The sequence below is a fragment of the Streptomyces bottropensis ATCC 25435 genome (assembly GCF_000383595.1).
In the GTDB taxonomy this organism is placed as follows: domain Bacteria; phylum Actinomycetota; class Actinomycetes; order Streptomycetales; family Streptomycetaceae; genus Streptomyces; species Streptomyces bottropensis.
The window spans coordinates 5,256,258-5,278,506 of sequence record NZ_KB911581.1 but is presented as its reverse complement, the minus strand read 5'-3'; the positions used below and the strand labels follow the sequence as shown (position 1 = coordinate 5,278,506).

At 68.2% G+C, this 22,249-nt stretch carries 21 protein-coding genes and 1 pseudogene; 19 read left to right on the top strand and 3 right to left on the bottom strand.

Translation table 11 applies throughout. The features are described from left to right. The first annotated feature begins 136 nt into the window (after positions 1–136). From STRBO_RS0123465 to STRBO_RS41945, 17 genes and pseudogenes are all read left to right on the top strand, one after another. The gene (locus STRBO_RS0123465) at positions 137–694 is read left to right on the top strand and encodes a helical membrane plugin domain-containing protein (RefSeq protein WP_005476265.1); all 558 of its coding nucleotides are present in this window, start codon (positions 137–139) and stop codon (positions 692–694) included. A gap of 82 nt (positions 695–776) precedes the next feature. After that, positions 777–1,748, top strand: a complete 972-nt coding sequence (locus STRBO_RS0123460; protein WP_028796814.1) for an NADH-quinone oxidoreductase subunit B family protein — start codon at positions 777–779, stop codon at positions 1,746–1,748. A 37-nt stretch (positions 1,749–1,785) separates the two neighbouring features. After that, positions 1,786–3,390, top strand: coding sequence for a nickel-dependent hydrogenase large subunit (locus tag STRBO_RS0123455; protein WP_005476263.1), 1,605 nt, complete (start codon positions 1,786–1,788; stop codon positions 3,388–3,390). 22 nt (positions 3,391–3,412) lie between these two features. Continuing rightward, the gene (locus STRBO_RS0123450) at positions 3,413–4,213 is read left to right on the top strand and encodes a hydrogenase maturation protease (RefSeq protein ID WP_005476261.1); all 801 of its coding nucleotides are present in this window, start codon (positions 3,413–3,415) and stop codon (positions 4,211–4,213) included. A gap of 9 nt (positions 4,214–4,222) precedes the next feature. Further along, complete coding sequence (locus tag STRBO_RS41950; protein WP_005476260.1) at positions 4,223–4,483, top strand: hypothetical protein; 261 nt, start codon at positions 4,223–4,225, stop codon at positions 4,481–4,483. Further along, complete coding sequence (locus STRBO_RS0123445; RefSeq protein WP_005476259.1) at positions 4,476–5,714, top strand: tetratricopeptide repeat protein; 1,239 nt, start codon at positions 4,476–4,478, stop codon at positions 5,712–5,714. The genes STRBO_RS41950 and STRBO_RS0123445 overlap by 8 nt, the downstream gene beginning before the upstream one ends. A gap of 18 nt (positions 5,715–5,732) precedes the next feature. Next, positions 5,733–6,647: a NifU family protein gene (locus STRBO_RS0123440; protein ID WP_005476258.1), complete on the top strand. Its 915-nt coding sequence runs from the start codon at positions 5,733–5,735 to the stop codon at positions 6,645–6,647. Then, positions 6,644–7,855: an NHL repeat-containing protein gene (locus STRBO_RS0123435; protein ID WP_005476253.1), complete on the top strand. Its 1,212-nt coding sequence runs from the start codon at positions 6,644–6,646 to the stop codon at positions 7,853–7,855. The genes STRBO_RS0123440 and STRBO_RS0123435 overlap by 4 nt, the downstream gene beginning before the upstream one ends. 5 nt (positions 7,856–7,860) lie before the next feature. Then, positions 7,861–10,272 (top strand): carbamoyltransferase HypF, encoded by a 2,412-nt coding sequence (hypF, locus tag STRBO_RS0123430; RefSeq protein ID WP_020114869.1) that lies wholly within the window; start codon positions 7,861–7,863, stop codon positions 10,270–10,272. A 98-nt stretch (positions 10,273–10,370) separates the two neighbouring features. After that, positions 10,371–10,628, top strand: a complete 258-nt coding sequence (locus STRBO_RS0123425; RefSeq protein ID WP_020114868.1) for a HypC/HybG/HupF family hydrogenase formation chaperone — start codon at positions 10,371–10,373, stop codon at positions 10,626–10,628. Next, positions 10,625–11,389 carry a HypC/HybG/HupF family hydrogenase formation chaperone gene (locus STRBO_RS0123420; protein ID WP_005476250.1) on the top strand — a complete coding sequence of 255 codons (765 nt, stop codon included), beginning with the start codon at positions 10,625–10,627 and terminating at the stop codon, positions 11,387–11,389. Before STRBO_RS0123425 ends, STRBO_RS0123420 begins: the two co-directional genes overlap by 4 nt. After that, positions 11,386–12,063: a D-sedoheptulose-7-phosphate isomerase gene (locus STRBO_RS0123415; RefSeq protein WP_005476249.1), complete on the top strand. Its 678-nt coding sequence runs from the start codon at positions 11,386–11,388 to the stop codon at positions 12,061–12,063. The genes STRBO_RS0123420 and STRBO_RS0123415 overlap by 4 nt, the downstream gene beginning before the upstream one ends. A 44-nt stretch (positions 12,064–12,107) precedes the next feature. After that, complete coding sequence (gene hypE, locus STRBO_RS0123410) at positions 12,108–13,163, top strand: hydrogenase expression/formation protein HypE (RefSeq protein WP_245170610.1); 1,056 nt, start codon at positions 12,108–12,110, stop codon at positions 13,161–13,163. A gap of 44 nt (positions 13,164–13,207) precedes the next feature. Then, positions 13,208–13,495, top strand: a complete 288-nt coding sequence (locus tag STRBO_RS0123405; RefSeq protein WP_020114867.1) for a HypC/HybG/HupF family hydrogenase formation chaperone — start codon at positions 13,208–13,210, stop codon at positions 13,493–13,495. Continuing rightward, positions 13,492–14,625, top strand: coding sequence for a hydrogenase formation protein HypD (gene hypD, locus STRBO_RS0123400; protein WP_005476245.1), 1,134 nt, complete (start codon positions 13,492–13,494; stop codon positions 14,623–14,625). The genes STRBO_RS0123405 and hypD overlap by 4 nt, the downstream gene beginning before the upstream one ends. Next, positions 14,622–15,395: a DUF6390 family protein gene (locus STRBO_RS0123395; RefSeq protein ID WP_005476243.1), complete on the top strand. Its 774-nt coding sequence runs from the start codon at positions 14,622–14,624 to the stop codon at positions 15,393–15,395. Before hypD ends, STRBO_RS0123395 begins: the two co-directional genes overlap by 4 nt. Positions 15,396–15,569: 174 nt before the next feature. Next, positions 15,570–16,040 (top strand): annotated as a pseudogene (locus STRBO_RS41945) (transposase); the annotation flags it as partial. 60 nt (positions 16,041–16,100) lie between these two features. On the opposite strand, the gene STRBO_RS0123385 reads toward STRBO_RS41945, so the two are convergent. Both STRBO_RS0123385 and STRBO_RS0123380 read right to left on the bottom strand, forming a co-directional pair. Then, complete coding sequence (locus STRBO_RS0123385; protein WP_020114865.1) at positions 16,101–17,471, bottom strand: APC family permease; 1,371 nt, start codon at positions 17,469–17,471, stop codon at positions 16,101–16,103. Beyond that, a complete protein-coding gene (locus STRBO_RS0123380; protein ID WP_005476223.1) occupies positions 17,468–18,346 on the bottom strand; it encodes a carbon-nitrogen hydrolase family protein in 879 nt (292 codons plus the stop codon). Before STRBO_RS0123380 ends, STRBO_RS0123385 begins: the two co-directional genes overlap by 4 nt. Before the next feature lie 197 nt (positions 18,347–18,543). Between STRBO_RS0123380 and STRBO_RS0123375 the strand changes: the two genes are divergently transcribed. Together STRBO_RS0123375 and STRBO_RS0123370 are read left to right on the top strand one after the other, a co-directional pair. Next, positions 18,544–19,428, top strand: a complete 885-nt coding sequence (locus STRBO_RS0123375) for a LysR family transcriptional regulator (RefSeq protein WP_245170609.1) — start codon at positions 18,544–18,546, stop codon at positions 19,426–19,428. A gap of 401 nt (positions 19,429–19,829) precedes the next feature. Next, the gene (locus STRBO_RS0123370; RefSeq protein WP_005476221.1) at positions 19,830–20,057 is read left to right on the top strand and encodes a hypothetical protein; all 228 of its coding nucleotides are present in this window, start codon (positions 19,830–19,832) and stop codon (positions 20,055–20,057) included. Between the two features lie 113 nt (positions 20,058–20,170). Here STRBO_RS0123370 and STRBO_RS0123365 read toward each other — a convergent pair whose 3' ends face one another. Continuing rightward, positions 20,171–22,132 carry a serine hydrolase domain-containing protein gene (locus tag STRBO_RS0123365; protein WP_020114864.1) on the bottom strand — a complete coding sequence of 654 codons (1,962 nt, stop codon included), beginning with the start codon at positions 22,130–22,132 and terminating at the stop codon, positions 20,171–20,173. Between the last annotated feature and the right edge of the window lie 117 nt (positions 22,133–22,249).

Sequence of the window (22,249 nt, the reverse complement as noted above, 5' to 3'; positions counted from 1 at the left end):
ACGGTGCGACGCAACGCCACGGCCTCACGGTGGATCGGCGTATCGCGCTGCAACCCCACTCACCTCCCCCCACCGGGGGATGCGATCCCCGTCATAGACGCCCTACTTTTCGGTATGTCCGATTGGAGATGGAACGGTGACAGTCATCGAATCCGCACTGGATCCGGACCCCGTCGAGGCACTCGTCGCACGGCTGGAGGAGCCGAACGTCGCCGGCGCGCTGCACGAACTGCTGAACCACGCAGATCTACTGGCCATCCTGATCCACGGCGTCGACGGTCTGATGAGCCGCAGTGACACGATCAGCGATTCGCTCGCCGACGCAGTGACCGAGCTGCGGCAGTTCAAGCCGGCCGGTCTGCCCGAGGCCAGCCAGATGATCGAGCTCGCCCGGCAGCTGAGCGGGCTCATCACACCACTGCTCGACGTGCTGCCGAGGATCGAGGACGCGGTCCGGTCGGACGTCGGCGGCGTCGGCTTCCCCGACATCGTGGCTGCCGCTTCGCGTGCCGCCGTACGCGGCACGCGCCAGGCGGCGAGCGAGCAGACACAGGTCAACGGCCTGCGGGCTTTGCTGCGCGTCGTCAAAGACCCCGACGTCGGCCGCGCGATCGGCTTCGTCGTGGCCATCGCGAAGGCACTCGGTCAGGAGCTGAAGGCCCTCGATGCCGCGGCCGGCGCAGCGGCTCGGTGAAGACCGGACCCATCTCTGCCGGGACGGCACGCCGCCCGGCACCAAACAGCCGGCATGACAGTCGTCAGTGAAAGGAACCGCGATGTCGTCAGTGCTCTGGTTTCAAGGCGGAGCCTGTAGTGGAAACACCATGTCCTTCCTCAACGCGGAAGAACCGAACGTCGTCGATCTCATCACCGACTTCGGTCTCGATCTGCTCTGGCACCCGTCGCTGGGCCTGGAGCTCGGCGACAACGCCCAGCGCGTGTTCTGGGAATGTGCTCGCGGGGAGCGGCCGCTGGACATCTTCGTCTTCGAGGGCACTGTCATCGAGGGGCCCGACGGGTCGGGGCGTTATGACATGTTCTCCGATCGCCCGATGAAGGACTGGGTCACCGACCTTGCCGAAGCCGCGAGCGTGGTCGTGGCCATCGGTGACTGCGCGGCATGGGGCGGTATTCCGGCCATGGAACCCAACCCGAGCGACTCGACCGGGCTGCAGTTTCACAAGAGGGAAAGAGGCGGCTTCCTCGGCCCGGACTTCAGGTCCAAGTCCGGCCTGCCGGTGATCAACATACCCGGGTGCCCGGCGCACCCGGACTGGATCACCCAGATCATCGTCGCGCTGGCCACCGGTAGGGCCGGCGATATCGCGCTGGACGAACTGCACCGCCCGCAGACCTTCTTCAAGACCTTCACGCAGACCGGCTGCACCCGCGTCCAGTTCTTCGAGTACAAGCAGTCGACCACCGCCTTCGGTGAAGGCACCCGTACCGGTTGCCTGTTCTACGAGTTCGGTTGCCGTGGCCCGATGACCCACTCGCCGTGCAATCGCATCCTGTGGAACCGGCAGTCGTCCAAGACCCGGGCAGGCATGCCCTGCATGGGCTGCACCGAACCCGAGTACCCGTTCTTCGACCTCGCGCCGGGGACTGTGTTCAAGACGCAGAAGGTGAGCGGTGTCGTGCCTCGCGAGGTCCCCGAGGGAAGCGATCACCTCACCTACATGGCTCATGCCGCCGCTGCGCGCGTCGCGGCCCCGCAGTGGTCCAAGGAAGACATGTTCGTTGTCTGACGAACCTCCCATCCCAAGCACCCAGTAAGGAAGCTCGATGACGGCCGTTGATCTGTTCGTCAGTCCGCTTGGCCGAGTCGAGGGAGACCTCGACGTGCGCGTCACCATCGAAGACGGCGTCGTCACCTCGGCATACACCGAGGCAGCGATGTTCCGCGGCTTCGAGATCATCCTGCAGGGCAAGGACCCGCAGGCGGGTCTGATCGTCACCCCTCGCATCTGCGGCATCTGCGGCGGCAGCCATCTGTACAAATCGGCCTACGCCCTGGACACGGCATGGCGCACGCACCTTCCCCCGAACGCCACGCTGGTCCGGAACATCGCCCAGGCCTGCGAAACGCTGCAGAGCATCCCGCGGTATTTCTACGCACTGTTCGCCATCGACCTGACGAACAAGAACTACGCCAGGTCCACGATGTACGACGAGGCGGTGCGCCGCTTCGCGCCCTATGTGGGCACCAGTTACGGCCCCGGTGTCGTACTGTCCGGGAAACCCGTCGAGGTCTACGCGATCTTCGGCGGACAGTGGCCGCACTCCAGCTTCATGGTGCCCGGCGGTGTCATGTGCGCGCCGACACTCACCGACGTCACCCGCGCGATCGCGATTATCGAACACTGGAAGGTCAACTGGCTCGAGAAGCACTGGCTCGGCTGCTCGATCGACCGGTGGCTCGAGAACAAGACCTGGGAAGACGTACTGAACTGGGTCAATGAGAACGAGTCCCAGTACAACAGCGACTGCGGATTCTTCATCCGCTACAGCATGGACATCGGCCTGGACAAGTACGGTGCCGGCTCCGGTGACTTCCTCGCGACCGGTACCTACTTCGAGCCGTCCCTCTACGAGAACCCGACCATCGACGGACGCAACGCGGCGTTGATCAACCGCTCCGGAATCTACGCGAAGGGACAGTTCAGCGAGTTCGACCAGGCTCGGGTCCGCGAGGACGTCACGCACTCGTTCTACGAGGGAACCGAGGCCCGCCATCCGTTCGAGGGCGAGACCAAGCCGCTGGATCCGGAGGTCGCCCGCAAGCAGGGCAAGTACAGCTTCGCCAAGGCACCTCGTTACGACGTGCCGAACCAGGGCTACGTCCCGCTCGAGGCCGGACCACTGGCCCGCCGGCTCGTGGCCGGCGCGCCCGGCGCGGCGGCACACCAGGACTACGATCCGCTGTTCCTGGACATTCTCGGCAAGATCGGTCCTTCGGTGTTCACCCGCCAGCTCGCGCGCATGCACGAGGCGCCCAAGTACTTCAAGTGGGTGCGGAAGTGGCTCGACGAGATCGATCTGCACGAGAGCTTCTACAGCAAGCCGGTCGAGTACGCGGAAGGCAAGGGGTTCGGCTCGACCGAGGCGGCACGCGGCTCGCTGTCGGACTGGATCGTGATCGAGGACGGCAAGATCGCCAACTACCAGGTCGTGACGCCCACCGCCTGGAACATCGGGCCGCGCGACAACACGGAGACCCCTGGTCCCATCGAGCAAGCCCTCGTCGGTTCCCCGATCGTCGACCAGGAGGACCCGGTGGAGCTCGGGCACGTCGCGCGCAGCTTCGACTCGTGTCTGGTCTGCACCGTGCACGCCTATGACGGCAAGGGCCGCGAGCTCAGCAAGTTCGTCATCAACGGATCCGTGTAGCCCTCGGCCAGAAGGGAAGAACATGACGCACTCTGCCGCACACCTCGACACGCTGGACGACGTGTCGGAGTGCGGACTGCTGGTCGTGGGCTGCGGCAATCTGCTGCGCGCTGACGACGGCGTGGGGCCGATCCTCGTCCGCCACCTCTGGGAAGGTGGTGTCCCCGCGGGGGTGCGGCTGGTCGACGGCGGCACTGCCGGGATGGACGTCGCGTTCCAGATGCGCGGTGCCGAACGGGTGATCATCGTCGATGCCTGCCGCTCCGAGGCCGAACCCGGCACCGTCTTCAAGGTGCCCGGGCCGGCCGTGGAGGAACTGCCACCGCTGTCCGGACTGCACACGCACTCCTTCCGGTGGGACAACGCCCTGGCGTTCGCCCATTGGCTCCTCGGCACCGACTATCCGTCCGACGTGACCGTCTACCTGATAGAGGCACGGGACTTCACGCCGGGGGGCCTGCTCAGCGCCGAGGTGGAGGAGGGAATGCGGCGTGTGCTCGGTCTGATCCGGCGCGATTCCGCCTTCCGTCAAGTCGGCCAGGTGCAGGTGGAGTTCACCGACGACGGATACGTGCGTCTCGACGCCGCCTGTGCGCGCGAGTACTTCCCCGGCGACGCCGCCGTTGTACTGGCGAAAGAAGGGGAAGTGTGGCTGACCCCGTTGCGCGGGACGGCGAGCGGCGGACTGCTCCTCAAGCAACGCAACATCGCCGGTGACCGCACGCTGCTCGTCCGGGAGGCGCTGGCAGACGATGTCCCGGTCGGCGTCCGCCAGGGATGGTGGGACGAGCAGCACGGGGCGCTGCGGATCAGCCGGGACTAGGAGTCGGCCGTGACCGGCAACCAGGACCCACAGGAACCGGAGACGGTGGCCGGTCGTCCGGCGCCCAGCCAAAGGTCTCGGGCGCTCGGCGTGGAGGTGGAGGTCCTCCCCGTGAAAGGACAGTGGGCAGTGGACATCGTGGTGATCTTTCCAGATGGCGTGGTGCGTCAGCGCATCGCGACATACAGCACAGAAGCACGCGCCAGGATCAGCGCGCGCTGCATCAAGCGTGGAGCCGAACGTGACATCTCAGGACCCGTCCATGGTTGACTCGACCGAGCCGACGACGCTGCCGGTTCGGCCCCTGCCCATCGGCGCGTTCCCGCTGCCGTTCGGCTATCTGCTGATTCCCGACCGGGAGGACACCGCGCAGGTGCGCGCGGAGCTGCTCGCAGGGCGATTGCCGCAACACTGGCCGCACTCGCTGCGTGGACACGAACTCGCTCTGCATGGCGAGATCGATGCCGCGCGAGCGGCCATGACCGGCGACGACATCGTCAGCCGGTTCAACCGGTTCGTCATCGACCCCGACCAAGAGGATCCTGACCTGCTGCGTGCCGGCCTCGGACCCGAGTTGGGCATTCTGGTGGACGTCGTGCTCATCGCAGTCGGCCGACTCGACGCCCTGCCCGGCAGCGAGGGTGCCACCGGCGAACTCGCCGCTCTCGCACTGGCCTCGCGGGCCGCGATCGCCCTGGAGAGGGGACAACCGGATGCCGCTGCCGCCCTGCTCGACGAGGCAGCCGCGGCCGCCCGGGTCGGGTATCCGGCGTTCGCGGGCGTGCTGCACGGCGCCTGCGGTCAGGTGCAGCGGCAAGCCGGTGCGCTGGACACCGCCGCCGAGTCCCTGCGGGCGGGCCTCGCGCTGCTGGCCGACACCGAACTGGCTGTCGCCCGCGCGGAACTGCACTTCGAACTCGCCGCCACACTCCACGAGCAGGCAGGCGAACGGCGGGATCTGCTGACGAAGGCGATCCACCATTACCACTGCGCGCTGCAGGAGATCGGCAAAGGAGATGCGCCGGAGCTGTACGCCGCCGCGCACGCGAACCTCGCCACTGCCTATCTGACGATGCCGATGGTCGAAGCCTCGGATCAGCTGCGCCTCGGCGTGGCGGTGGGCTCGCTGCGCGCGGCGTTGACCGTATACACACCGCAGACCCATCCACAGAAGTGGTCGAGCGCGCAGCTCAACCTGGCCAACGCGCTGGTGTATGCCCCCTCGACCCACCAGGGCGACAATCTCGTCGAAGCCGTCGAACTGTACGAAGCGGTGCTCGGCGCACGGGACCGGGACCAGGACCCGCTCGGCCGTGCCCGTGTCCTGGCCAACCAGGGCAACGCGCTCGCGCACCTGGGCATGTTCGAACAGGCTCGCGCCAACCTGGTCGAGGCCCGCTTCACCTTCGAGGAACTGCACGAGTACGAGGCCGTTACCTCGGTGCGGGGAATTCTCGACGAGATCGCGCGACACCATGCCGTCACCGGCACGCAGGCATGAGGAAGACGGAGGAAGCCGATGACGAGCACGGCAGCCCGCAGTGATACGTCCACATCCACGGAGGGGGCGTTCGAGGAGCTGGCCCGTGCGGTCGATGCGGCGGTAACTGCGGCACGCGCACTCGAAGGCCATGCCCACACCGTCGCGGAGAACCTCAAGGAGGCGATCGAGGCGGCGCACCAGGCCGCGCTCGTCACCATCGTGCGCAGATTGCGTGCCGATGAAGCAGGCCGCAACGCGCTCTACGAGCTGGTCGACGACCCGCTGGTGCGCATGCTGTTGTCGCTGCACGGCATCCTCCGGCCGGATCCGATGATGGAGACGGGTGCCGTGCTGGACACCGTCCGGCCGGGGCTGCAGTCGCACGGCGGTGACGTCGAACTGGTGCGGATCGAGAACGGCACCGCCTATGTACGGCTGTCGGGTGCCTGCAACGGCTGTTCCATGTCGTCGGTGACGATGCGCAACACCATTGAGCAAGCGCTGATCCAAGGTGTCGCGTCCATCTCGTCCGTGGAGGTGCTGCCGAGCGAGCCGAGCCCCGCTCTGATCCCGCTGGAATCGGTGCGCCGTCGGGTTGAGAGCCCCGAAGAAGCCCGAGAGGCGGGGTGGGTACAGACGGCCGCAGCCACCGAGATCCCGGACGGCGAGATCAGCCAGATGCGCCTGACGGACGCGTCGGGGCAGCAGGTCGAGATCATCGTGGTGCGGATCGGAGCCGGCCTCACCGCGTACAGGAACGAGTGCGCCCACATGGGGCTGCCGCTCGATGGGGCCCTGCTCGATGTGACAGCAGCGACGCTCACCTGCCCCTGGCACGGATTCTGCTTCGACGCGCTGTCAGGAGACTGTCTGAGCGCCCCCGGTGCGGCGCTCGAGCAGCTTCCGCTGCGGGTCGATGACGGGCACGTGTGGATCAGGATCGGCGCATGAAGACAGTGAAGTTCGTCAGCGCCGCTCGCCGCGCCGCTGTCAGTCCGCTTCCGGGCGAGCCCACCACGGACGTCTCCGGCGGGTGGCGAGTCGAGACCTGCTTGGGCGCGCCGGCGGTCGGCGGGCTGATGTTGCCGGCCGCCCACCCGACAGCATCGTGGATGTACGCACCGCGCGGGGTGCACGTCGGCCGGGTGGACGGGCAGGAGGTGCTCGTCGTCGCCGACACGGGCAACCACAGGGTGCTGATCTGGCACCGCCTGCCCGAACGGGACGGGCAGCCGTGTGATGTCGTGCTCGGCCAACCGGACATGACGAGCGAGGGGGCGGCCGCCGGTGGCCGAAGCCTGCGCTACGGGATGAATCTGCCGACCGGCGTGCTGGTCCACGACGAGATGCTGATCGTGGCCGATGCGTGGCACCACCGTGTGCTCGTCTACCGTCACCTGCCGCAGGCCGGCCACATGGAGCCGGATGTGGTCCTCGGCCAGCCGGATCTCGAGAGTGTCGAGCCGAACCGTGGTGGCGAGTGCTCGGCCATGTCGCTGTACTGGCCTTTCGGCGTGGGGGTGGTGGATGGCCGGTTCTATGTGGCCGACACAGGCAACCGCCGGGTGCTCGGCTGGTCGGACGGCGTACCGACCTCCGCCGGCATTCCGCCGGACGTGGTCCTGGGGCAGCCGGCCGCCACTGACCGCGACGAGAACCGCGGCGGCCCTGCCGGCCGTGCGAGTTTTCGCTGGCCGCACGACGTGGCGGGAACGTCCGAGGGGCTTCTGGTCGCCGACGCCGGCAATCACCGCCTCATGGGCTGGAGTCCGCACCCGACGTGTGACCGCGACGCCGACCTGGTGATCGGCCAGTCGGACTTCGAGACGGCTGTGGAGTGGCCGTACGGGCCGCAAAGTGCCGGCAAGCTGCGCTTTCCCTACGCCCTCGATGTCGACTCCGGCCGGCTGGCGGTTGCCGACACGGCGAACAACCGGGTGCTGATCTGGGACGCGGTTCCTCATCCGGGTGACGGTGAGGCAGGCCCACCCGCGGATGTGGTACTCGGTCAGCCCGGGTTCTCGGCCAACGGTGAGAACCGGTGGGACAGCATCACCCGGGATTCGATGTGCTGGCCGTACGGGCTGTCGCTCAGGGGCGATCGGCTGGCGGTCGCGGACTCCGGTAACAATCGGGTCGTCCTCTGGCGGCGGACATGACTGCCATGACGCAACGCGTGATCGCGACGGACTCTGGTCTCGGGCGGCTCCGGTTCACGATGGCCGGGGTGGTCCAGGGCGTCGGCTTCCGGCCGTTCATCCACCGTCTGGCGACCGAGCTGGGGTTGAGCGGTTTCGTCGGCAACACGACGGAGGGCGTCGTCGCCGAGGTACAGGGAAGTCCCGCCGCGCTGGCGCAGTTCCGCCGGCGGGTGAACCGGGAAGCTCCGCCGCTGGCGTTCATCACCAGCCTCACGGCGCAGCCCGTGCCGCCCAAGCCGGCTGCCGACGCGGGTTTCCAGATCGTCGCCAGCCACAGCCGTACCGCGATGCGCACCCTCGTCTCCCCGGACGTGGCCACCTGCGCCGCGTGCCTCGCCGAGTTGTTCAGTCCGACAGACCGCCGGTACCGCCACCCGTTCATCACCTGCACCGACTGCGGGCCGCGGTTCACGATCATCCGGGAGCTGCCCTACGACCGTCTGACGACGACCATGGCCGACTTCCCGATGTGCCGGTTGTGTGCCCAGGAGTATCGAGACCAGGACGATCGCCGGTTCCATGCCCAGCCCATCGCCTGCACGGACTGCGGGCCGGTGCTGTGCTACGAGGGCGGCGGCACTCGCGTGGAGGGTGTCGATGCCGCGCTCGCTGCCGCCCAGCGCGCTCTCGCCGCAGGCCTCGTCGTCGCGGTGAAGGGCATCGGCGGCTATCACCTGGCCTGCCGGGCCGATTCAGCGGTGGCCGTGTCGCGCCTGCGGGAACGCAAGGCCCGTGCCGAAAAGCCTTTCGCGTTGCTCGCACGCGATATGACGGTCGCACGGCGACTGGCGCGCATCGACATGGACGAGGAGCAGGTGCTGACGAGCGGTTCGCGCCCGATCGTGTTGTTGCGACGGCGGCCGGACGCACCACTGGTCGACGCGGTGGCACCCGGCAATCCGTTGATCGGGGTGATGCTGCCGTACACGCCGGTGCATCATCTGCTGCTCGCACCCGTGCCGGGCGCCGCCGTCGCACCCCCCGAGCTGCTCGTGATGACGAGTGCGAACGTCAGCGACGAGCCGTTGTGCTTCAGTGACGCCGACGCCCTGACGCGGTTGCCGCACCTTGCCGACGCCGTGCTGACACACGACAGGCCGATCCACGTCCCGTGCGACGACTCCGTGGTACGCGTGGTGGACGGGCGGGAGCTACCGATCCGGCGGTCCCGCGGCTATGCGCCGCTTCCCGTGCGGATCGGGCGTCGACTCACCCCCACCCTCGCGGTCGGCAGCGAGTTGAAGAACACCTCCTGCCTCATCGACGGCGCCAACGCCTTCTGCTCGGCGCACATAGGTGACATGGGCAGCCTGGAGGCCCTGCGCGCGTTCGAGCGAGCCGTCGATCAGCTCACGACCATCAACGACACCGTGCCGGAGGTGCTGGCCGCGGACGCGCACCCCGGTTACCAGACGCGCGCCTGGGCCGAGCGACACGGCGACGGGCCGGACGAACCGGCCGTGGAACTCGTCCAGCACCACCACGCGCACGTCGTGTCGCTGCTCGCCGAGCACGGCCGCATCGGCGAGCCGATCATCGGTGTCGCTTTCGACGGTACGGGCTACGGCGATGACGGGTCGGTCTGGGGCGGTGAGATCCTGCTGCTCGGCGAAGACACCGCCGAGTACACCCGCGCCGGGCATCTGCTGCCTGTCGACATGACGGGGGGCGACGCCGCGGTGCGCAATCCGTGCCGCACGGCGTTGGCCCACCTGACTGCGGCGGGCCTGCCATGGGACCCCGAGCTGGGTCCGGTGCAGGCGTGCGACCGCCGTGAGCTGGCGGCCGTGCGGGCTCAGCTCACCTCGCGGGCGGGAACCGTCCGATGCTCCAGCATGGGGCGGCTGTTCGACGCGGTCGCCTCGCTGTTGGACGTCCGTCACCGCATCGGTTATGAGGCGCAGGCCGCGATCGAACTGGAGGCGCTTGCCGAATCCGGTCGTGCCACGGCCGGTGAAGACCCGGCCTGCGGAAGATTCACGGTCACTGCGGACGGCGTCCTGGACCACCGTCCGGTGATTCGGGGCATCGTCGACGGGATGCACACCGGCACACCACCTGCGGAACTGGCCTACGGGTTTCACGTCGCGGTGGCCATGGCGGTCACCGAGGCGGCTGAGCGACTGGCCGGCACAACCGGCGTGCGCCTCGTCGGCCTGACCGGCGGTGTCTTCCAGAACGTGCTGCTCGCCCGCGAGTGCCGCCGCCGCCTGGAGGAGGCCGGTCTGGCCGTACTGACCCACTTCGTCGTGCCCCCGAACGACGGGGGGCTGGCACTGGGACAGGCCGTGGTCGCGGCGCTACGACGGACACCACCGCTGGTTACTGCGCAGAAGGAGAGTGACGAACCCCCTCAGCAGTCAGGGCCGCTCTGAGAGCAGGACGGCCGAGTCCTCACGAACCACAACCGACAGAACAGTCAATGAGCCATATCCGGCCCTCCCGGGCCGCCTACCAAACTTACGGAGCGGTCATGTGTCTAGGTGTTCCCGGGCGCCTCATCGAGATATGGCAGGAGGCCGGCACCACGATGGCGCGCGCCGACTTCGCGGGCGAGGAGCGACGCGTCTGCCTGGCCTATCTGCCCGATCTCGCAGTGGGTGACCACGTCATGGCACATATGGGCTTCGCGTTGACGAAGGTCGACGCGGAGACCGCTGCCGCGACGATCGACTTGATGCGGGAGTACGGGGTCCTCGTCGGCGAGACCGCGCCGGAGGGCGCCGCATGACCACGGACGTGTCTCCGCTGACCGAAGCGGGCGCCGGCATCACACCCGACATGCTCGACGGCGGCCTTGCGGCAGATCTGGCGGACGCGGCGCTGTCGATCGCCCGCCGTTTCCACGCCGGTGCCACCCTGTGGGCCGTCTCTCCCCGCTGGGAACCCCACGCCCACCATGTGGCTGTCGAGTTCGTGCACCCGGTGATCGTCGGCAAACGCGCTCTGCCCGCGTTCGCGCTGCGCTCGTCGGACCTCGTCGGGCAGGCCCGGGTGTCGGTCCGCGCGGGCGACCTGATCGTCGCTGTGGCCGCGGCCGACGATGCCGTGGTCGCGGACCTGATGCGACGGGCCGCGGCATGGGGCGCATGCACGGTCTGGATCGGCTCGGGCGCGCGGCCGGTCGCCGGTGCCGCCGACCATGTGCTGTGGCTCGATGATCCCCACCCACTCGCCCCCGCGAGCGGCCGGTTCGTGCTGCTCTATCACCTGCTGTGGGAGCTGACCCATGTCTGCTTCGAACACCCGGGCCTGCTGCGGGAGCCCGCGGCCGAGTGCACCGACGAGGTGTGCGTGACCTGCAGTGACGAGGGGCGGCTTGCCGAGGTCGTCGAGCCTCCCGAGGGTCCTTTCGGCGACGCTCTCGTGCGTACCGCGACGGGTGAGGAGCGTATCGACGTCACCCTGGTCTCGCCCGTGACGGTCGGGGACCTCGTACTCGTGCACGCCGGTGCGGCTCTCACCCGGCTCGAAGCGGAGGCAGGGCGATGAGCGCGGCGGAGAACACCGGATTCCTGTACCCGTTCATCGAAGGCGACGAGCAGGACGCGGACTCGTTGCTGGCCGATCTCGCCTCGTCGGCACGGCTCAAGGCGCGGGAAAGCGCCGCGCTGCAGCAGGCCACGCTCGCGTCATGTGCTGAACAGATCGGCGCCGCCGGGGTGGCGATGGCCCAGCGGTTCGCGTCCGGCGGACGGATGTACACCTTCGGCAACGGCGGAAGCTCGACGGACGCCGCCACTTTCGCCTCCCTGTTCGCGCAGCCGATCGCCGGACGGCCGTTGCCCGCCCTGAACCTCGCGGCCGACCAGGCCGTCGTCACGGCGCTCGGCAATGACGTCGGATTCGATCTGGTCTTCTCGCGCCAGATCATCGCTCACGCCTCGGACCGCGATATCGCTGTCGCCATGTCGACCAGCGGAAATTCCACCGATCTGATGCGCGGTCTCACGGAGGCGTCGCAGCGCGGCCTCCTCACCATCGGGTTCGCCGGCTACGACGGCGGACAGATGGCCGCGTCACCGGAGGTCGGGTTCTGCTTCGTCGTTCCTTCGCAGAGCGTCCATCGCATCCAGGAAAGCCAGGCGATGCTCGGCTGTCGGCTCTGGACGACCGTGCAACGGCACCTGTCGACACCCACGAACACGCCAGGAGAAACACCATGACAACTGACTCGGACATCCCGGCGGCGCCTGGCCTGGAGGACCAGGTGCTGGAGCGGATCAAGGCGTTTCGCAAGCGCCGGCCGAGGCTGATCGATGAGGTCGTGACACTCTCGCACGGTGCCGGCGGCAAGTCGTCAGCGGCCTTGGTCGATGCCGTGTTCCTGGAGGCGTTCCGCAACCCCGCACTCGAGCAGTTGGGCGACGCGGCCGTGGTGAGCCTTCCGTCCGGCGAGCGTCTGGCGTTCAGCACGGACTCCTACGTGGTCTCGCCACTGCGCTTCCCCGGCGGTTCGATCGGCCACCTCGCGGTCCACGGCACCGTCAACGACCTGGCCGTGTCCGGTGCCCGGCCTCGCTGGCTGTCGGTCGCCTTCGTGATCGCCGAGGGTTTCGAGATCGCCCGGCTGCGCGAGATCGTCGACGACATGGCCGGCGCGGCCCGCGAGGCAGGCGTGGAGTTGATCACCGGAGACACCAAGGTGGTGCCCAAGGGCTCTGCAGACGGCCTGTACATCACCACTGCGGGGGTCGGTCTGGTCCCCGCCGGCCGCGAACTGTCCGCCCAACGGGTCCGCCCGGGTGACCGGGTGGTGCTGTCGGGGTCACTGGGAGATCACGGCATGGCTGTCATGCTGGCCCGCGGCGACCTGGCCATCGAGGCCGACATCCGCTCCGACACCGCGCCCCTGCACGACCTGGTCGAGGTGCTGCTCAAGGCGGCGCCATCGACTCGATGGATGCGCGATCCGACACGTGGCGGCCTCGGCACCGTCTGCAATGAACTCGCGCAGGACAGCGGCCTCGCGGTGATCCTCGACGAGTTGCTACTGCCAGTGGCTCCGATGGTGCGCGGGGCCTGCGACATGCTCGGAATCGACCCCATCTACGTGGCCAACGAGGGCAAGTTCGCCGCGGTCGTCGCACCTGACGAGGCCGAAGCGGCTGTCGCAGCCATGCGTGCCCACCCACTGGGCCAAGAGGCCTGCGTCATCGGCGAGATCGTCGAGCAGCCCCAGGGCATTGTCGCGCTGCGCACCCCGTTCGGAGGAAGCCGCATCGTCGACATGCTCGTCGGCGACCCACTGCCGCGGATCTGCTGAACAGCGGCGATGCCGCTCACAGAGACAGAACGAGAGGAACAGACATGTGCCTGGGTATCCCCGGCCGCGTGGTCGAGATCACGGATCCGGACGGACATCTCGCGAGGGTCGACGTCGATGGTGTGCAGCGAGTGATCAGCGTGCGGTTGCTCGCGAAGCAGAACCTCGTCGCCGGTGACTGGGTGCTCGTTCATGTCGGATTCGCTATGGCGAGGATCGATGAGCATGAGGCCGCGTCGACACTCGATGCGCTGAAAAAGATGGGCCAGGCCTATTCCGACGAGCTCGACGCGTTCGACTCGACGGCGATCATCCAAGGGGATGTGCGATGAAGTTTGTTGACGAGTTTCGCGACCCATCCGCCGCGCGCGCCCTGGTCGCCGCGATCGGCGACCTCGTCGGTGACGACGAGTTCAAGTTCATGGAGGTCTGCGGAGGGCACACTCACACGATCTACCGACACGGCCTGGAACACATCCTGCCGTCGAACATCGAGTTGGTGCACGGGCCGGGCTGCCCGGTCTGTGTGATCCCCATGGGCCGGGTCGATGACGCCATGTGGCTCGCCGAGCAGCCGGACGTCATCTTCACTGTGTTCGGCGACATGATGCGGGTCCCCGGAAGCCGGGGAAACCTGCTGGAGGCCAAGGCTCGCGGCGCGGACGTGCGGTTCGTCTACTCTCCGCTCGACGCACTGCGCCTGGCCGTCGAGAACCCCGACAAGCAGGTCGTGTTCTTCGCCGTCGGCTTCGAGACGACGGCACCGTCCACCGCGGTGACACTCGTCCGGGCGAAGGAACTCGGTGTGCGGAACTTCAGCGTCTTCTGCAATCACGTCACGATCGTGCCGCCGATCAAGGCCATCCTGGACTCGCCGGATCTCAGGCTTTCGGGTTTCCTGGGCCCCGGCCATGTCTCCACGGTCGTGGGCAACCGCCCTTACCGCTTCGTGTCCGAGGTGTACAAGAAGCCCCTCGTGGTCGCCGGCTTCGAGCCACTGGACATCCTGGCGTCGGTGCACATGCTGCTGCTGCAGATCCGGGAGGGCCGCTGCGAAGTCGAGAACCAGTACTCGCGTGTGGTTCGTGAGGAAGGCAACCCGCATGCCCTTGAGTTGCTGGCCGAGGTCTTCGAACTGCGCCCGCACTTCGAATGGCGCGGTTTGGGGTTCATCTCGCAAAGCGCGCTGAAGCTGCATGAGCGCTACGCCGACTTCGACGCCGAATTGCGCTACAACATGCCGGGGATACGGGTCGCCGACCCCAAGGCCTGCCAGTGTGGTGAGGTGCTCAAAGGTGTCCTCAAGCCGTGGCAGTGCAAGGTGTTCGGCACGGCGTGCACACCGGAGACCCCCATCGGCACTTGCATGGTCTCCCCCGAGGGGGCCTGCGCGGCTTACTACAACTTCGGACGGTTGCACCGCGAGACCGCACTGCTCGTCGGGCAGGCCCGTCGGCCGTGACACACGCACCGTCCGGCCCGGGTCCGAAGCTGTTCGCCCGGTACGCCTACGCGCCGAACGAGCTCGGCTACTGCGGCCCCGCTGAGGCCGCGAGCATGTTCGAGCTCGGCGCGACCGGGAGCACCGGCGCCGACGTCGTAGCACTGGCACGCCGCTTCCATGGCGCGTGGCCTTACCTGACGACCCTGGCCGAGCTGGCCGGTCTGGACGACCCGCTCGACGAGCGGGTCGTGCGTGCGTACTGGATCGGCGGCCCCCTCCTGCGCGAGGTGGACCAGCTGCGCTTCGGCGAACGGCTGCTCGCGACCATCGGCTCGCAGGCGGGCCACTACTGGCAGCACCTCACCGACTCACTGGTGACCGAGGCCAGCGCCACCCACGGCTTCCATGTGTTCGGCGTCTACCCGTGGACCCGGCTGCTGAGCTCCGGACCGGCCGAACAACCGCTGTACGTGCTGGACAACTGCCGTATTCGCTGGGGCCGTGTGGTGGCACGGGACGGCGACCATGTCATCGCCCGCTCGCGGCGGTTGACGTGGAACGGCCGGCGCCTCGGGCTGTCCCCCGCTGGACGCGAACGGGTGCGCATCGTGGTGGAGGGAGCCGGCTTCGTCCCGGATGCCGGCCCCGGGGACTGGCTGGCCCTGCACTGGGACTGGGCCTGCGACCGCCTGTCCCCCGCGGACGTGGCACGGCTGCGCTACTGGACCCGGTGGCAGTTGCGCGCGACGAACCTGCGGCTCGCCGATGAAGACGGTGTGGAGGACTGAAACGCTGCCTGCTGGGGAGGCGTTGCGGTACGCCCGGCACTATCTCGGGGCTGGGCGGGGTGGGGGACTGTCAAACGAGTGGCTCTGTTCCGTAGTCGGTGGTGACGGCTGGTGACGGGTGTCATTGATGTTGTATGCGTGATGTCAACGTCCCGACGGGAAAGGTGCACGGCTACCGGCAGTGCCAATCTGCTGGTCCGCTACCGCAATCAGGGCCGCGCTGAAGGCGACCGCCCCGTGACATTCCCCCGCCGCGTCGCCCGGCTCCTGCTCACCCACCCCGAGCAACTGTGGACCAAGGACACCGACCTGCTCGGCCTCCTCGCCGCGGCGTGACCGGAGATGATTCAACTCGCCCGAGGCACCAACGAGTTCGCCGCGTTCCTGACGCCGGCCCAGGGCAACGACAACAAGCTCACCCAGTGGATCGCCGCCGTCCGCACCGCTGGCCTCCCCCTCCCCCCGCCTGCACAACTTCTGCAACGGCCTCGAACTCGACCGCGCCGCCGTGAACGCCGGCCCCTCATCCGGCCCCACCACAACGGCCGGACCGAGGGCGGCAATACCCGAACCGAGAAGATCATGCGGCAGATGCACGGCCGAACAGGACTCGACCTCCTCCGTCACCGCATCCACCTGCATTGAGGAGAACGCACCGTCACCAGTTGTTGGGGCCACCCTCGTCTCCTCGCATCGGGAGGGGAGCTACGCGGGGACTCGGTCCGTGGCCGCGGCGTCGTCGTCGAAGGTCATCTCCGGTGCGGGCCGGCGGAAGCCCTTGGTCAGGACGGCCAGGTAGACGACGCCGATCGCCAGCCATACGCCGCCGATCTGGAGTGCGACGTCACCGAGCCTCGTGAGCAGGTAGAGGGAGACGCCGGCGCCGATGGCCGGCATCACCAGGTACGAGAAGAGGTGGGGGGTGCGGCCGTGTCTGTGCTCGCGGACCAGGTGGGCGATCAGGCAGACGTTCACCAGGGTGAAGCCGAGGAAGGCGCCGAAGTTGATGAATGAGGTGGCTGTCGTCAGGTCGAGTTTCATGGCGATGACACCGGCGGCCGCGGTCAGCAGCAGGTTCAGGACAGGCGTGCCGGTCTTCCCGGACAAGTTGCCGAAGACGGCCTTGGGCAGTGCGCCATCGCGTCCCATGACATACATGAGGCGGGCGGCGGAGGCTTGCAGGGCGATGCAGGAGGCGATGGATCCGGCGATGGTGACGAAGTTGATGAGCTCAGCGTACGTCTCGCCGCCGACCTGCACCTTCAGGTGATAGGCGGCCGCGTCGACGTCGGCGAACCGCGCGCCGGGGTGGACCAGTTGCATCACGAAGGACAGCACGATGAAGATGGCTCCGGCGGCGAGGACGCAGCCGATGATGCCGCGGCCGATCGTCCTCGCCCCGCCCCTGGCCTCCTCGCCCAGCGTGGAGACGGCGTCGAAGCCGAGGAAGGAGTACGCGGCGATGGCGGCGGCCGCGGTGACCGCGCCGATCGACGTGCCGGAGTTCCACAGGGCGTCCGTGGCGGGCGCGGAGGAGCCGTGCTTGCCGAGGAAGACGACACACAGGGTGGCGAAGAGGACCAGCGACCCCAGAGCGATGAACATGAGGACCTTGTTGACACGGTCCGCGAGCTTCATGCCGAAGACGTTGATGGCGGTGGTGATGCCCACCGAGACGATCAGCCAGACCCACTTGGGTATCTCGGGGAACTGGGCGTGGAAGTAGATCGCCGTGATCAGCCAGCCGACCATCGGGATGAAGAAGTAGTCGAGCAGCATCGCCCAGCCGGACAGGAAACCGATGCGGCTGTCGAGCATCTTGCGGGCGTAGGTGTAGACCGACCCCGCGCCGGGCACGGCGCGCGCCATCTTCGCGTAACTCAGCCCGGTGAGCAGCATCGCGAGGGTGGCGACGGCGAACGCGGTAGGGGCCACGCCGCCGCTGGTGGCGGCGACCACGCCGAACATCGTGACGACGATGCCTGGGGAGATGTAGGCCAGGCCGAACAGGACGACGGAGAGCAGGCTCAGGTCGCCCTTCAGTCTCATGGTGCTCTGTGTGGTCTCGCTGCTCATCGTGGTGGCTCCTCGGTGGTGTGGGCGGGGTTCCAGGTGGCGGGGTCGATGCGGCCCCCGTACAGCGGGAGTTCGAGGGCTGGGTCGCCGGGGCGGAACTGGTCCCAGATCCGGTTGAGACCGGCGGTGCCGTAGCGGCGCACGTTGCCGACCTCGTCGAGGTCGATCACGTCGGTGAGAGTGGAGTCGCCGGCGTCGACGGTTTCGGCGCGCACCGTGCCCTGGGGATCGATGACGAGGCTGCGGCCGATCCCGGAGGGGGCGGCGGAATTGACGCTGGCGACGAAGACCTGATTGGTGATGGCGTTGGCGCGGCTGAGGACGACTTCCTGCGCGCGGTCGCTCGTCGGCGTGCGGACCACGTTGACGATCAGTTCTGCGCCCATCCAGGCCAGATGACGGGAGATCTCCGGGAACCAGGTGTCGTAGCAGATGGACAGTCCGATGCGGCCGACCCCGGCGAGGTCGACGACCTCGAACCGGTTTCCGGGGGTGGTCGTCTCGTACGGGCGCCACGGGCAGATCTTGCGGTACGCGGCGAGGCGCTCACCCCGTGGTGAATAGACCGGTGTCGTGTTGTGGACGTGATCGCCGGCGCCTCGCTCGTAGACGCTGCCGGGTACCAGCCAGATGCCCAGATCCCCCGCGAGCTCGGCGAAGGCCGCATCGCGTTTGCCGTCGAGCGGCTCGGCGGCCTTCTCCGGGGCGGCCGGGATTCCGGGGGCGCTCTCGCCGAGGTGCAGTTCGGGGTAGACGACGAGGGCTCCGGGTGCGTGCGGCTTCACGCGCCGCTCCACGTCGGTGGCAAAGCCTGCGAGGTCGTCGGCCGGGCGGCCGGGCGCCTGGGCGAGGATCAGGGGCAGGGGGCGGGCCATGCGGGAACCAGCCAATCGAAGGATTGTTGTATGAGGAGACGTCGACGGGGGTTCGGACGCCGATAACCGAAAGTTACGGTGGTCCAAGAATGCAGCCCGTCAGCCATAGCCTCAAATACTTGGAAGGGTTGACTATCATGCCTTTGAGGCATGAGAGCCTCTCCGTCTCAAGAGGGATCACCCCCATGGAACTCCGAGTGCTGCGCTACTTCCTGACCATCGTGGAGACCGGTTCGGTCACCAAGGCTGCCGAGGTGGTCCGCGTCGCCCAGCCCTCGTTGTCGCGCCAACTGCGCAGCCTGGAAGGGACCTTGGGGATGACGCTCTTCGACCGCGGCGGCAAGCAGATGGTCCTGACGGCGGCCGGCCGGCGCTTCCTTCCCCTGGCCCGGGACCTGGTCGCCCGCGCGGACACTGCCGAGGCCGCGGTCGGTGCGCTGGCTGCCGGTCGTGCCATGCGAATCACCGTGGCGGCGCCGGCCACCACCATCACCGACGTGATCGCGCCGTTTCTGGCCACCTGGGGGCCGGAGGATCCGCTCGTCACCGTGCAGGCGGAGACTCCGGCACATGCCTACCAGGCCCTTGCGAGGGGCGCCGACGTAGCCATCTCCTCGGCAGCGCCGAGGCGCCGTTTCGCCGGACTCCCGGTGGCCCGACTGCCGCTGTGGGCCTACGTCCGTGCCGACCATGCCTGGGCGGACTGGGACCACGTCACCATCAGGGAACTTGCCGCGGAGCCCCTCATCGTCCTCACCCCGGCGCACGGCACCCGCCGCATCCTGGACCATGCCGTACAGGATGCGGACGCCTCGTACGACATCGTGCTCGAATGCGACACCCCGCACGTCGCACAAGCCATGGCAGCTTCGGGCCATGGTGTCGCCGTGGTCTCCGACGATCCCCGCTTCGACCTGCACCCGCTGCTGATCCTCGACAGCACGGGCGAACCGCTGCAGATCCACCTGCACGCGGCATGGGACGCCGGCCACTATGCGCTGCACAGCATCGAGGCATTCGCGGCCGGGTTGTCACGCTTTTGTGTCGAGCGGTACGGGCCACAGGTCGCCGCCCGCCTGTGAACTGCAGCGACGACTCCAGACCACGGCCCTTGCCACGGCGCGAGGCGTGGCCGCACGTCGACCGCGCCCCACCACGCGGCGATACCCCGCATCAGCTGCGAGCCCGAGGCGACTGGCGCAGCAGCTCGCGGGCCGTGCGCAGGATGGTCGCCGCGGCCTTGGAAACGCTAGCGGGCACGACCAGGTCCTTGACGAGGTGTGCATGGCATTTATGTCGAGTCGCCGCAGACGGACACGTCTCGTCCTGATGCTCGACGATGCTGCCCTCAGCAGACTGCTGAATCCCCTCCAGGCGACGACACGGATTCTGCAGTACCACTCCGTCCTCACCCAGGCCGGAGTCGAAGCACTGGTGGCACGCAACCACTGGTCCCACGCATCGGCCGCCCAGGCCCTCGACCGTGCGGCGCACACACACCTGGGCCTGGCCCCGGTTCTTCCACCACGCGGCGGCCCTGGCCGACCTGTACCTGCCGGCCCACGCGCTGATGGCCGCCCAGCGGCGCGGCGAGGCCAGTGCGGTCTTCGAGGCGATCAACAGTACGGTCGTGTCCTGGCCCTGGAGCATCGGCGGCGACCCGGCGTCCGAGTTCGAGAAGGCGCGGATCAGGAGCAGGACCGGAGTGTGACCTGCGAGCTCCCCACCCCTCGCCAAGGCGGACGGACGGCTCTGGACCGCAGAGGAACGTGGTAGGGGCCCGCATCTGCCGAACTCCCTACCACGAGTCGCCATCGGGGGACGTCAACCGCGGATGATGTTCCGGGCCTTGGAGGCCCTTCTGGCCAGGGGTGACGTCACGCTGCCGCCGACCGCCCTGCGTCCCTCGATTTCCCCGGTCTCGAAGCCGTCGTTGCCGAGCGGCTGGCCGGCCGTGCACGTCCCGCCGCCCCCGCGGGTGGCGGGCAGCTTGTACGCCTGCGCGGCCGCCGCCGACCAGCCGAACTCGTCGTTGTCGCTGAAGTAGTAGTACGTGGCGCCGTTGGGCAGCATCGCCGCGGTGATGCCGCCGAAGCCGGACATGAACGGCACGTACACCGAACTGGTGAACACCGGGTTGTCCGCCGAGGTGAACTGCCGGGCCCACAGGCCGCTCTGGTACTTGTAGGTCTTGCCGGTCGTGCCGGCGGTCGTGGTGATGCCGCGGTTCGCCGGGTTCTGCTGCATCGCGTCGGCGAGCATCGTCGCGTCGAGCTTCTGCACCCCGTCGATCTTCCCGCCGTCGGCGTTCAGGAATCGGCTGACCTTGGCGATGTCGTCCTGCGTGTAGAACAGGCCGTACCCGCCCAACGGCTGCCCGGTGGCGCTGTTGTCGGTGCGCACGGTGGTCAGCACGTCCGGGCTCAGGTGCAGCGGGACCAGCACCTGGTCGCGGATCCAGCGGTAGATGTCGCTGCCGGCGCCGGCCTTGGACACCAGGTAGTTCTGCATCGCCCGAGTCAGCACGAAGGTGTCGGAGGAGTGGTAGACCCACTTCGTGCCGGGTGCGACGGCGTGCGGGAAGGCCAGCGCGGCGCTCATCTTCGGCCCGTACGCCTCGGCGTCGAAGAACGCCGTCATGCCGCCGCCGGACTCGTCGGCCTCGAAGGCGCTGGAGAGGTAGTTACCGGTGGCCATGTTCGCGGTGTCCTGGAACGTGACGCCGCTCCAGGCGGAGGTGTCCGCCTCGCTGACCCAGTCGCGGATCGGCTGCGACGGCACGGACGAGCCGTAGACCTGCGTCAGCCGCATCAGCACGATGCCGGCGAACATCGTCTTGGCCAGCGAGTACGACGGCAGCACCATCTGGTTGCAGTACGGGTACGCGCCCTGCCGGGTCTGGCACGCGCCGACATAGTTCACCCCGCCGTAGGACACGCCGTACGTACTCAGCGCCGAGGCGGTGACGCCGCTGCCGAACGCGCTGGTGTCGATGCCGGCGTTCGGGTAGTCGGTGCGCAGCGCGCTGATCGGCTTGGTCGGGATGCGGTGGGCGACCTCGGCTGCGTACGCGTTCTTCAGGTCGGTGTCACCGGTCACGGCGTGCCGAGAGTAGGTCGCGCCGACCTGGCCCCACATGTCGAACTGGAAGTACTGGCACGTCTCGTGCGTGATCTGGTAGCGGACCTTGGAGATCTTGCTGCCGCCGAAGAGGAAGGTCAGCAGGCCGTTGTGCACGCAGTTCGCGTTGCGCTCGACCAGCGCGAAGGGCAGCGAGACGCGGGTGCGGCCACCGTCGCCGTACTCGTTCCAGGCGCGGCCACCCCCGACGATCACGTTCCAGTACGCGCTCCCGGTGATCTGCAGGCCGCGGACGGCAGGGATGACGTGGCTGCCCCTCTGCACGAGGTCGATGCTCACCGGCGGCAGGTGCTTGAGCGCGGCGGTGGCCGCGTAGTTGTAGGTGTCCTTGACGGTCCGGAATCCGCCTGCGGTGGCCACGCCGTTGAGCGTCAGGGTTCCTTCGAAGGTGCGCGTCGGGGCGGCGGCAGCCGCGGGCAGCGCGAAGGCGTCGTTGGCGACGGTGCCGGTGCCCGCGCCGCTGGTCAGGTCGGCGGCGGTCAGCACCTTCCTGGTCACGGCGCCGCTGCCGGTGAGCGGATCACTGGCTACGGCGGTCGTGGCGTACGCGGGTCTCGCCGTCAACGGCGACAACGGCACGAGGACCAGAGCCAGTACGAGGAAAGCCAGCACGGTACAACAGCGCCGGGCGTACAAGACGGACACAGTGAACTCCTCGGGAACACGAAGGGGTAGTGCCCGCATTCTGGTGACGCGCGCTGCTGCCGTCGAAGACCCATTGGGGTTCGACGACATGCCTCGAAGGCATCGGCGGGGGTCAGA